Annotated in this window: 11 protein-coding genes; all 11 read left to right on the plus strand. The window is 67.7% G+C overall.

The features are described from left to right. The first annotated feature begins 25 nt into the window (after window positions 1-25). The 11 genes from HW466_RS07690 (at window position 26) to HW466_RS07740 (ending at window position 11,858) form a co-directional block, all read left to right on the plus strand. The gene (locus HW466_RS07690) at window positions 26-805 is read left to right on the plus strand and encodes an outer membrane lipoprotein-sorting protein (protein WP_059546228.1); all 780 of its coding nucleotides are present in this window, start codon (window positions 26-28) and stop codon (window positions 803-805) included. Window positions 806-825: 20 nt separating this feature from the next. Further along, a complete protein-coding gene (locus HW466_RS07695) occupies window positions 826-2,112 on the plus strand; it encodes a hypothetical protein (RefSeq protein WP_420908198.1) in 1,287 nt (428 codons plus the stop codon). Between the two features lie 16 nt (window positions 2,113-2,128). Next, window positions 2,129-2,545: a DUF4345 domain-containing protein gene (locus HW466_RS07700; protein WP_059506130.1), complete on the plus strand. Its 417-nt coding sequence runs from the start codon at window positions 2,129-2,131 to the stop codon at window positions 2,543-2,545. Between the two features lie 94 nt (window positions 2,546-2,639). Further along, entirely contained in the window at window positions 2,640-3,689 is a 1,050-nt protein-coding gene (locus HW466_RS07705) for an esterase/lipase family protein (protein WP_151006649.1), read from the plus strand. Window positions 3,690-3,707: 18 nt separating this feature from the next. Further along, window positions 3,708-4,706 (plus strand): lipase secretion chaperone, encoded by a 999-nt coding sequence (locus HW466_RS07710; RefSeq protein WP_420908196.1) that lies wholly within the window; start codon window positions 3,708-3,710, stop codon window positions 4,704-4,706. Between the two features lie 423 nt (window positions 4,707-5,129). Continuing rightward, complete coding sequence (locus HW466_RS07715) at window positions 5,130-5,906, plus strand: Crp/Fnr family transcriptional regulator (protein WP_059506134.1); 777 nt, start codon at window positions 5,130-5,132, stop codon at window positions 5,904-5,906. A 161-nt stretch (window positions 5,907-6,067) separates the two neighbouring features. After that, window positions 6,068-8,467, plus strand: coding sequence for a putative bifunctional diguanylate cyclase/phosphodiesterase (locus HW466_RS07720; RefSeq protein ID WP_060348572.1), 2,400 nt, complete (start codon window positions 6,068-6,070; stop codon window positions 8,465-8,467). 19 nt (window positions 8,468-8,486) lie between these two features. Continuing rightward, window positions 8,487-9,224, plus strand: a complete 738-nt coding sequence (locus tag HW466_RS07725) for an iron-containing redox enzyme family protein (RefSeq protein ID WP_059789868.1) — start codon at window positions 8,487-8,489, stop codon at window positions 9,222-9,224. 117 nt (window positions 9,225-9,341) lie between these two features. After that, window positions 9,342-10,091 (plus strand): winged helix-turn-helix domain-containing protein, encoded by a 750-nt coding sequence (locus tag HW466_RS07730; RefSeq protein WP_059546251.1) that lies wholly within the window; start codon window positions 9,342-9,344, stop codon window positions 10,089-10,091. A 260-nt stretch (window positions 10,092-10,351) separates the two neighbouring features. Beyond that, window positions 10,352-11,332 (plus strand): NADPH:quinone oxidoreductase family protein, encoded by a 981-nt coding sequence (locus HW466_RS07735; RefSeq protein WP_151005994.1) that lies wholly within the window; start codon window positions 10,352-10,354, stop codon window positions 11,330-11,332. 88 nt (window positions 11,333-11,420) lie between these two features. After that, window positions 11,421-11,858 (plus strand): nuclear transport factor 2 family protein, encoded by a 438-nt coding sequence (locus tag HW466_RS07740; protein ID WP_420908195.1) that lies wholly within the window; start codon window positions 11,421-11,423, stop codon window positions 11,856-11,858. Window positions 11,859-11,929 lie beyond the last annotated feature (71 nt).

Here is an 11,929-nt window from a genome sequence, read left to right on the forward strand (position 1 = left end):
TCACTTCACTTTCGGGAGAGCGCTCGTGCGTCGCCTGTTCGTTTCATGCTGTCTGAGTCTTTCGTTCCTGACCGGCGTCGCGCACGCGCAGCCGGCGCCCGATCCGCAGAAGGTGCTCGCGGCGAGCGACGCGATCCGCACGCCGGAGAAATCGTTCGTGCTGACCGCGACGCTCATCGAGTACCGGTCCGGCAAGCAGGTCGACGGCAATACGCTGTCGATCCTTTCGAAGCCGGATGCGCCCGGCGGCGCGTTCCGCACGCTGGTGCGCTTCGTCGCGCCGGCGCGCGATACGGGCAAGCTGATGCTGAAGAACGGCAACGACCTGTGGTTCTACGATCCGGCGAACCAGGCGAGCGTGCGGATCTCGCCGGACCAGCGGCTGCTCGGCCAGGCCGCGAACGGCGACGTCGTGACGGTCAATCTCGCGCACGACTACGCGGCCCAGCTGAAGGGTGTCGAGGACATCGTCGACGGCGACCGGCAGACGCGCCGCGCGTACCGGCTCGCGCTCAACGGGCACGGCGAAGGGCTGACGTACCGCCGCATCGAGATCTGGATCGATGCGGCGAACAACCGGCCGCTGAAGGCACGCTTCTATTCGGAAAGCGACCGGCTGCTGAAGACCGCGTTTTATCGCCGCTACATGATGCAGCTCGGTGTCGAGCGGCCGACCGAAACCGTCATCATCGACGGGCTCGACAGCAACTGGGTCACGGTCATGCGCTTCTCCGACTACGCATGGCGCGACATTCCCGATGCATGGCTTCAGCGCGACTACCTGTCCCGCTTCCAGGCGCAATGACGGCGCGGCACCGAGGCCGGATCGCGATGCTCGCGTTCGCGCTGCTGCCGGCGTTCGCGGGTGCGGCGGATGCGGGCGGGGCGGATGGCACGGCCGGCGTCGACGCGGCCGATGCCGCGGCGCTCGCGCTCGCCGACCAGCCGGCCGCGACCCCGGCCGACGCCGCGAAGCCGTGGAAGCTGAACGTGCAGGACGCGCTGCGCGCGAGCCGCTATCGCGACGGCGGCGAGGCCGGCCGCAACCAGTTGTCGGTCGAATTCGAGTACGGGCAGTGGCTGACGCCGTCGTTCGCCGCGCATTTCTCGATGCGCTTCGACCGGTTCGATCCGCTCGGCACGTCGCGCACGTCGTCGCGCGACGTGACGCTCGTGAAGGAAGCCTATGCGAGCTGGCGCGCGTCGCCTGCGCTCGTCGTCGACGCGGGCCGCGTGAACGCGCGGCTCGGCGCGGCGACCGGCTACAACCCGACCGACTTCTTCCGGGCCGGCGCGGTGAGCCTCGACGTGCCGCCCGACCCGGACAGCCGGCATACGAATCGGCTCGGCACGGTCGGATTGCGCGCCCAGCAGGTGTGGGAGACGGGATCGCTCACGACGCTGCTGTCGCCGCGGCTCGAGCGCCGCAGCCTGCCGGGCGACCCGGCCGCGGCGTCCGACCTGCAGCGCACCAACGGTGTCGACCGCTGGATGCTCGTCGCAAGCCAGCGGCTCACCGCGGCGATCCAGCCGCAGTGGATCGTCTACGGAGAAAGCGGGCAGGCGCCGCAGTTCGGCCAGAATCTGAGCGTGCTGCTCGGCAACTCGGTGGTCGCGTACGTCGAATGGACGGGCGGCTACCGGCGCTCGCTGATCGCGCGTGCCACGGGCGTGGCCGATGATCGTGCGTTCCGCACCAGTTCGTCGGTGGGCGCGACATGGACGCTGCCGGTCGATCTGTCGCTGACCGCCGAATTCCAGAGCAACGGCGGCGGCGCGGACGCGGCGCAATGGCGGTCGTTGCAGCGCGCGAACCCGGCTGCGTGGGGCCGCGCGGTGCAGACGTCGATCGCCGCGCAGGAACTGCAGACCCGTCACGGAATGTTCGTGATGGCGGCATGGCGTAACGTCGGCATGCGGCGCCTCGACCTGTCGGGCTTCGTGCAGGCCGACCTCGGCGGCGGCCGGCAATACTGGCTCGAGCTGCGGCGGCGTTTCGACCGGTTCGATGTCGCGCTGCAATGGCTGCATCAGGGCGGGCCGTCGTGGAGCCGCTTCGGCGCGATGCCGGAGTCGACGAGCATCCAGGTGCTGGGCATTTTCTATCGATGACGCAAGGAGAGTTCGAATGAGCAAACGCGCGCTTCAGGCGGCGACCGCCGTGCTTGCGCTGGTCCCGACGGTCACCGGGGTGCTCGGCATGATGGGCATCCGCGATCCGCTGTACGCGTCGCTCGGCATCGCGCTGCCGAGCGACGCGACGCTGGACGGCAACCTGCGCTTCTATGCGGGCGTCTGGCTCGGGCTCGGGCTGGCGGCGTTTTCGGTGATTCCGCGCATCGAACGTCAGGGACGGCTGTTCGCGACGCTGTGGATGATGATCTTTCTCGGCGGTGTCGGGCGGCTGATTTCGCTTGCGGCGCTCGGGCTGCCGTGGCCGCCGTTCGTCGGCTTCACGGTGCTCGAAGTCGTCGGCGCGCCGTTGTTCATCGCATGGCAGCGGCGCGTGGCCGCGCAGGCCGCATGGGAGAGTGCAAATGCATGACATCGACATCAACCGGCAGGTGGCGCTGCGTCGTCGCGCCGATATTTCCGTGCAGCGCATCGCGACACGCCTGCACGCCGTGGCGGCGCGATGCATGTCGGTCGTGCGCGCACGGGTCATCGCCCGCATCGTGCTGCTCGCGTGTGTCATCGCGGGTCCGGCACAGGCCGGCGCGCAGACGGCCGCCGACGACTACGCGGCGACCCGTTATCCGATCATCCTCGTGCACGGGCTGACCGGAACCGACGACTATTTCGGTGTCCTGCCGTACTGGTACGGCATCCAGAGCGATCTTCAGCGGCATGGCGCGACGGTCTACGTCGCCGACCTGTCCGGCTTCCAGAGCGATCTCGGCCCGAACGGGCGCGGCGAGCAGTTGCTGGCCTACGTGAAGCAGGTGCTCGCGGTCACCGGCGCGGCCAAGGTGAACCTGATCGGCCACAGCCAGGGCGGGTTGACGTCGCGCTACGTGGCGTCGGTCGCACCCGCGCTCGTCGCGTCGGTCACGACGATCGCGACGCCGCACCGCGGCTCGCAGTTCGCCGATTTCGTGCTGGGCGCGCTGAAGCTTGACCCGACCGGCCTGTCGACACCGGTGTTCGGCGCGCTGCTGAACCTGTTCGGCATCCTCACCAGCGACACGCACAACACCAACCAGGATGCGATCGCCGCGCTCAACGCGCTGAGTACGACCTACGTCGCGCGATTCAACCAGCTGTTCCCGAGCCCGGGGCTCGGCGCTGGCGCATGCGGCACCGGCGCACCGGTCGAGACGATCGGCGGCAACGTGCATCTGCTGTATTCGTGGAGCGGGGCCGCGTATCAGCCGGTGTCGCTGCTCGGTATCGTGACCGGGGCGGTCGACACGAGCGTGATTCCCGTCATCGATCCGGCGAACGTGCTGGATCCGTCGACTCTCGTGTTCCTGACGGCCGGCAATGTGATGGCGCTGGCCGGCGCCGACGCGAACGACGGTTTCACGTCGACCTGCAGTTCGCTGTTCGGCACGGTGATCTCGACGCGCTATCGCTGGAATCACTTCGACGCGATCAACCAGTTGTTCGGCATTCGCGGCGCCTACGCGGAAGACCCGGTCGCCGCGCTGCGCGTGCAGGCGAACCGGTTGAAGCAGCAGGGCGTCTGAGCGATGGAAGTCCGGGCGATGCTGTCTCGCGCCGTGTTGTATGGCGCGACCGGGTTGATCGCGGCGGCGGCCGTGTGGCATGGGTTCGGCCGGCAGACTTCGCCGTCCGCCGCGGGCAATGCGCCGTCTGGCCGCGCCGCGCCCGGCGGCGCCGCGCGGCCGCAGCCGGTGCTTGCCGCGTCCGATGTCGCGCTGCCGGCGTCGCTCGCGGGTTCGCGTGCGCCGAGCCTGCCGGTCGGGCCGGACGGGCATCTCGCGAAAGTACGCGCGGTGCGGGAATTCTTCGATTACTTTTTGCTGGCGCGGCACGACGTGATGCCGGTGGCGCTCGATGCACTGGTCGAGCGCGAGATCGACGCGCAGCCGATCGGTGCGGCGGCCCGCCGCGACGCGCGCGACCTCTGGCCGCGCTATCGCGCGTGCATCGCCGCGTTTGACGCGCAGCCGGGTGCGGCACTGGCCGGCGCCGGTCTCGACCCGGACGCGATCTCGGGCGAGCTCGAGCGGCGCGCGGCGCTGGCTCGCCGCTGGCTCGGCGACTGGAGCACGCCGTTCTTCGACGCGGAATTCCGGCGTCAGCACGACGACCTCGACCGGGTCCGGATCGCGCGCGATCCGACGCTCGACGACGCGCAGAAACGCGAGCGTCTCGCCGCGCTCGACCTGACGTTGCCGCCCGGCGAGCGCGATGCACGCGCGCGCGCGGCGCGCCAACGCGACGCGATTGCAACGATCGCGCGGCTCGACGGCCAGCGCGCGACGACCGATGCGCTGCGTGCGCAGCTCGGTGCCGATGTCGCCGCGCGTGTCGCGCGGATGCAGCAGGACGACGACGCGTGGCAGGCGCGCTATCGCGACTATGCGTCCGAGCGCGACCGGCTCGATGCGCAGCAGCTTGCGCCCGACGCGCGCGATGCGCGGATCGCGCAACTGCGGCAACGCGATTTCCCGGATCCGGCGGACGCATTGCGGGCCGCGTCGCTCGACGCGGGCAGGGCCGCGGCATCGGCGCACTAGCGGCCGTCTCCGGCGTGCGTGTCGCCGCCGCACGCACACCTGTCGCGCGACAAATGCGAGATAGCCCACATTTCCCGCATTATTTTCGATTCGAGAATGATTTTAATTTCCCGTGTAAATAGCATTGCCGCGTATTGGTATTCACTCGGGATTTTCAATGATTCATCGAGCAATCCACCTTATATGAAGCGGGTTTAAATCGTGGATTTTTGATTGACGATGCAAGTATCCGGAAATGGTGAATCGAACTGTCAAATTACTTCATGTAACAAAAGCGAAGTGTCGCGAACCGCAGGGCCGCGTGATACCTTTTTACTCAATGTCACCGCGACGACAAGGCGGAAACGCCGTAAAACCGCTGCGGTAAAAACAGCATGAAGATTCGTTGGCCGAGGGGCAGGGATACAACGTACGAGGTGTGCCGTGAAACATCAGGCCAACAACGTCATCGAGTTGCCGCATGCGCTTGGTGCCAATCATTTCCTGTCTGCGCTCGATGGAATTAGCCGTTCGGAATTGGCGCCGCATTTGATGCTTTCCAATCTCAAGACCGGGCAGGTGCTGTGCGATGCCGGCGAGGATCTGGAGGCCGTCTATTTTCCGGTGACGGCGGGTATTTCGCTGCAATACACGGCGGGCGGCAAGATGACGCTCGGCGTGACGGAAATCGGCCGCGAAGGCCTCGTGTGCGACGACGTCATCGGCAGCGCGATGCAGCGCCGCGTCGTCGTCTATCGCGGCGGCTTCGCGTACCGGTTGTATGTGCGCCGGTTCGCCAGCGTGTGCGACGCATCGGCGGCGATCCGGCGGCAGATCTTCGTGCGGATGCAACTGGTGCTGTCCCAGGCATCGCAGGTCATGTTCTGCAGCCGCCACCACGTGATGCGGCATCAACTGAGCCGCTGGCTGCTGATCGCTTACGAGCGCTCGCGCAGCATCGAAATCCCGGTCACGCACGGCATGCTGGGCCAGATGCTGGGCGTGCGCCGCGAGACCGTCACCGATACTACGCGGCAGCTTCACGAGCTCGGCGTGATTCATCAGCATCGCGGTGCCATCGTGCTGACCGATCTCGCCGGTCTCGAGCGGCAGGGCTGCGACTGCCATCGGGTCATCCGCGACGAAACGCGCCGCATTCTCGCGATCGACGACGGCACGGGCGGCGGTGCTGAGCTGTCGCGGCGCGTCTGGACGACCTAGCCGGCGGCGTGGCGTGCTGCGGCTCGGCGCCCGCCGGTGTGCCGTCCCGCCACGACTGCATGAGCGCCGGCGCGTCGGGACGGAAGGGGGAGAGGCCGGAGCGCGCAGCGATGCGGCAGGCCGGCGGCATCGAGAAGAATCAGAAAAGAAGTCAATCAGGTATGGAAAACATTTCGAAGCTCCAGAGTCAGCGCAGCTCGTTTCATGTGTGGCCATGGAGTCCGGCGCTCGGCATCCTGCCGATCGTCGTCGTGATCGTCGCGCTGGCCGGGTTCGTCGCCGTCAGCCTGATCGTGATCATGTCGTTGCGCGTGTACGTCGGCGGCGAGAGCAGTTGGTCGAAGGCGCAGAAGGACGAGATCATCCTGCTGAGCCGCTACGGGCAGACCGGCGACGCAAAGCTGTTCGACGATTACCTGGCAGTCGATCGAACCCTCGCATTTCTCGGCGTCGCGCGCCGCGCGATGACCAGCCTGCCGCCGGACCACGGCGTGGCGCGCCGGGCGTTGATCGCGGCGGGCATCAATCCCGTCGACGCGGCGGCAGTGGTGTGGTTCTATCCGATCCTGAGCAGCTTCGCGCGCCTGAACGCCGCGTTGCAATACTGGGAGGACGCGGATCGGCAGCTGGTCGACCTGCGCGAGATCGCCGATGCGCTGCGCGAGTCCGTGCATGCGGACGACGTCCGGCGCACGAGCCGCCTGAACCGCGCGATCTGGGATCTCAATTCGCACATCGAACCGTTGCCGAAGCGCTTTTCCGCCGAGCTGAGCGCCGAATTTCGCTCGGCCGTCATCCAGCTGTTCCTGTCATACATCGTCGCGTCGCTGCTGATCATCCTGTTGTCCGTGCGATGGGCGAGCCGCGCGCAACGCCAGCAGGTGTCGATGCAGACCGAACTCGACCGGAGCCAGGCGTTCGCGGAAGCCGCGCTGCGCTCGGTCGCCGATGCGATCGTCACGATCGGCCTCACGCGCAGCATCGAGACCGTCAATCCGGCTGCCGAGCAGCTGCTCGGCGCGTCGGCGCAGCTGTGCGTCGGCAAGCCGATCAACGACGTGCTGGACCTGATCGACACGTCGACCGGCATGTCGATCAAGCTGCTCGCGTCGCTCAGCAACAGCGGCGATCACACGTTTACCCGCGATCTCGACCTGATCCGCGTGTGCGGCTCCGCGGTGCCGGTGCGCGCGTCGCTGTCGAAGATGGACAACACCGCGGGCCGCTGCGTCGGCTACGTGCTGATCCTGCGCGACATGACACGCGAACACCAGTTGATCGAGAAGCTGACATGGCAGGCATCGCACGATGCGCTGACCGGCCTCATCAACCGCACGGCGTTCGAGCGGCGCCTGGGCGACGGGCTGGCGCAACGCGGCGACGGGATGTTGCTGGTACTCGACCTGGACGGCTTCAAGGAAGTCAACGACGTGTGCGGGCACGCGGCCGGCGATGCGCTGCTGCGCGAAGCGACGGCGGTGTTCGCGCGCTGTCTCGACGACGGTGACGTGATCGGCCGCCTGGGCGGCGACGAATTCGGCATCCTGCTGCCGGGCGGCCGCGATGGCGCGCGGGACGGCGGCAAGGCGGAGCGCATCCGCGCGAGTCTCGAGGACTTCACGTTTCTGTGGGAGGGCGAGCCGTTCAAGATCAGCGTGAGCATCGGCGTGCTCGATCTCGCCTGCCGGCCCGAGAGCGTCGAGAAGGCGATGCAGATGGCCGACATCGCGTGCTACGTCGCGAAGGATCGCGGCCGCAATCGCGTGCACGTCGCGGATTCGCGCGACATGAACTCGGGCCGTCAGGCGTATCACATGCAGTGGAGCCGGCGCGTGAAGACCGCGCTGGAAACGAATTCCTTCCAGTTGTATGCGCAACGTATCGTGCCGATCCAGCCGGCGCTCGGCGCGCAGGAGCGCGCGGAGATCCTGCTGCGCATCCCGGATGCCGACGGCAAGCTGATCTCGCCGGTGTTCCTGCCGGCTGCCGAGCGCTACGGCCACATGACGATGATCGACCGCTGGGTCGTGCGCACCGTGATCCGGCGTCTCGCGCGGCTCGAACAGCGCCAGTACGTCGAATACAACGTGAACCTGTCGGCGATGTCAATCACCGACGAGCGCTTCGTGGAGTTCGTGATCGCCGAGCTGTCGGCGTCGGGGCTCGACCCGTCGCTGCTGTGTTTCGAAATCACGGAGACGAGCGCGGTGCGCAACCTCGAGGTCGCGTCGCGTTTCATGTGCGAGCTGCGCGATCTCGGCTGCCGCTTCGCACTAGACGACTTCGGCGCCGGCATGTCGTCGTTTTCGTATCTGCGCCAGTTGCCGATCGACTACCTGAAGATCGACGGCGGCCTCGTGGCGACCATGACGTCCGACAGCATCAAGCGCGGCATCGCGTCCGCGATCAACGACATCGCGCACGTGATGCAGTACCGCACCGTCGCCGAGCACGTCGAGGACACGGCGACGGCCGAGATGCTGCGTGCGCTCGGCGTCGACTATTGCCAGGGCTATTACTTCAGCCGCCCCGCGCCCTGGCGGGAAGGGGGATTCCATTGAACAAGCGAGGTACGAACGCATGAGTGCTCCATTTGAACTGACCGGCGACCTGATGGACCTGGCGAGCTATCCGGCCTGGCTGCGCGACGTGGTCGGCGCGACCGACGAACTGAAGGCGCGCGTCCGGTCGCATCCGGTGTTCGCGGCGATGAGCGGCGGGACGCTGCGTGCGTCGCAACTGCGCGCCTTCTTCGTGACCGGCTGGGCGGTGGTCAGCCAGTTTCCGGAATACATGGCGATGAACCTGGTGAAGACCGCCGCCTATCGGTCGCGCGGCGAGGAAAAGGCGCGGCGCTATCTGATCCGCAATATCCGCGTCGAGCAGAATCACGTCGATCACTGGGCCAACTGGGCCGCGGAATCGGGCGTGACGATCGACATGCTGCTGCGCGGCGACGCGCCGCTCGCCGGATTCGCGCTGAGCCACTGGTGCTGGAAGAGCGCCAGCGCCGACGCGCTCGCGCCGAGCATCGCCGCGACCAACTACGCGATCGAAGGCGTGACCGGCGAGTGGAGTGCGCTGCTTTGCGCATCGCCGTACGAACAGCAGTTCGATCCGGCCGTGCGGCATCGCGCGATGCGCTGGCTCAAGCTGCATGCCGATTACGACGACCGGCATCCCTGGGAGGCACTGGACATCGTCGCGACGCTGCTCGGCCGGTCGCCGGCGCCCAGCGACGTGAGGGAGGTCGAGGCGTCGATTCGCAAGAGCCTGAGCTATTTTCTGACGAGTCTCGATTGCTGCATGCATGTGTAGTCGCCGGTGCCGCACGCTCGCGGGTTCGTGCAGGCCGTGCCGGGCCGTTGCGGCCGGACCGCGAGGCGACGTGACGTCGCGATGCACTGTTCGAGCCGTCGTGCCGGGCGATTTCTTATGACCACCCGAGTTCTCGTCGTAGAGCCCGATCCGCGCGTGCGCGACATGATGCGCGCGCTGCTGCGCGGCTGCCAGATCGATTCGTCCGCGCTCGACGACGTGTCGCTGCTGCTCGCGCACGTGACCGAGGCACCGCCCACGCTGATCGTGTTGCGGGTCGAACGGCCGGCCACGGCGTTCCACATGGCGCTCGGTGCGCTGCGGCGTGCCGGCCACGACATGCCGGTGATCGTGATCAGCCGCGACGCGCAAGTGGTCGACAAGGTCGTCGCGCTCGAGCTCGGTGCGGACGACTACGTCGTGGAGCCGTTCGAGCCGATGGAACTGGTCGCGCGCGTGCGCAGCGCGATGCGCCGGTATGCGGCGAACCGCGCGGAGCCGGTGCGCGCGGGCGGGAAACCCGAATCCTACGCATTCGGCGACATCGAGGTGAATTTCGTCAGTCGGCGCGCGACCCGCGCCGGATACGACCTCGGGTTGCGTGCGAGCGAATTCGCGCTGCTCGAGCTGTTCATCTCGCAGCCGATGCGCGTGCTGTCGCGCGCGGAGATTCTCGCGCTGCTGGGATTGAACGTGGCCGGACGCTCCGAGCGTGGGCTCGACGTGCTGATTTTCCGGCTACGCAACCTGATCGAGCGGGCCGTCGGCGATTATCGCTATATCCGCACCGTGCGCGGGAAGGGCTACATTTTCGTGCCGCTCGGCACGCTGGCCGACGACGACGCGGACTTGCCGCCGCACGCGTGAGCCGGGCCGGGCCCGGGCACGCCGCGCATCGCGCGCGTCGCGTGCCCGGACCCGTATCGATGCGCGTTCCACCTTCGTATGCCGCCATCGCGCCCGGATTCCCGTCGGGGCGACCCGCCATTGTTGTTTTAGAACGACCGTGCTAAGTTTCCCGCCAGCATGCGCAGTCACGACTCAATCGGCCGGTTCCGGCGCCGCCGGCGGGCGCGTCCCGCTGCCGTATCGATGCGCGGCGCTGTCGCGCAAGGAGAATGGAGAGCATGAAAGCCCTGTTGTGTACCGCATTCGGCCCGATCGACCGCTTGCGTATCGAGGATGTCGCGATTCCCGAACCGGCCGCCGGCCAGGTGCGGATCCGCGTGAAGGCGGCGTCGCTCAATTTCCCCGATGCGCTGATCGTCCAGGGGCTGTATCAGGTGAAGCCGGCGCTGCCGTTTTCGCCGGGCGCGGAATTCGCCGGCGTGATCGACGCGGTCGGCGACAGCGTGAGCACCTGGCGGCCGGGCGACGCGGTGGTCGCATTCACCGGCCACGGCGGCTTCGCCGGCCAATGCGTGGCTGACGTCCACCAGATCGCGGCGCTGCCGCCGGGGATGTCGTTCGAGCAGGGCGCGGCGCTCGTGCTGGCCTACGGCACGTCGCTGCATGCGCTCCAGCAGCGCGCACGCCTGCAGCAGGGCGAGACGCTGCTGGTGCTGGGCGCGGCCGGCGGTGTCGGGCTCGCCGCGATCGAGATTGCGAAGGCGCTGGGCGCGCGCGTGATCGCGGCCGCGTCCAGCGCGGAGAAACTCGCGCTATGCCGCGAAGCCGGCGCCGACGACACGATCGACTACGCGACCGAGGATCTGCGGCGCCGCGTCGACGAACTGACGGGCGGACGCGGCGCGGACGTCGTCTACGATCCGGTCGGCGGCGCGTACAGCGAGGCGGCGCTGCGCGCGACCGCGTGGCGCGGCCGGTTCCTCGTGATCGGTTTTGCAGCGGGCGAAATTCCGAAGATTGCGCTGAATCTTGCACTGCTCAAGGAGCGCGACATCCTGGGCGTATTCTGGGGCGACGCGGTGCGGCGCGACCCCGCGCAACATGCGGCGAACATGCACCAGCTCGCGCAATGGTTCGCGGCCGGCAAGGTGCGGCCCGCGATCACCGAGCGCGTGCCGCTCGCGGGCGCGGCCGACGCGATCGCGCGCATGGCGAACCGGCAGGTGAAGGGCAAGGTCGTGATCCTGCCGGATGCATGACGCGCGCCGTGCCGGACGATCCGAGGGCGGCCCGATCCGCCGCCTTCGGTCGAGCATCCTTTGTGTGACGTCCCCGGAGTCGTTGAGTATGCAACCTTTATCGAATGTGCTGCCCGCCGTTGCGAAATCGCTCGCGACCTGGCACGCGATGCTCGCGCGCAAGGACTTCAGCGAGCTCGACACGATCGTCCATCCGGACGCCGTGTTCCGCTCGCCGATGGCGTTCAAGGCGTACGGGCCGGCCCCCGCGCTGCTGCTGGCGCTGCGCACGGTGCTGACGATCCTCGAGAACTTCGAATATCACCGCGCGTTCGCCGATGACGACGGCACGAGCGTCGTGCTGGAATTCAGTGCGACGGTCGGCGACAAGCGGCTGAAGGGGATCGACATGATCCGCTTCGACACCGACGGACGGATCGTCGAATTCGAGGTGATGATCCGCCCGTTCAATGCGTTGCAGGCGCTCGGCGCGGAAATGGGCGCGCGGCTCGGGCAGCAGTTGCCGGCGTTCAAGGTCGGCGGATAAGCGACGCCGATCGACGGCTGCGACGCTGTGAAGCGTCGCGCCTCCTGCTTTCATCCGACGCGCGCGGTCCG

The sequence above is a fragment of the Burkholderia territorii genome (assembly GCF_902833055.1).
Lineage (GTDB): Bacteria > Pseudomonadota > Gammaproteobacteria > Burkholderiales > Burkholderiaceae > Burkholderia > Burkholderia territorii.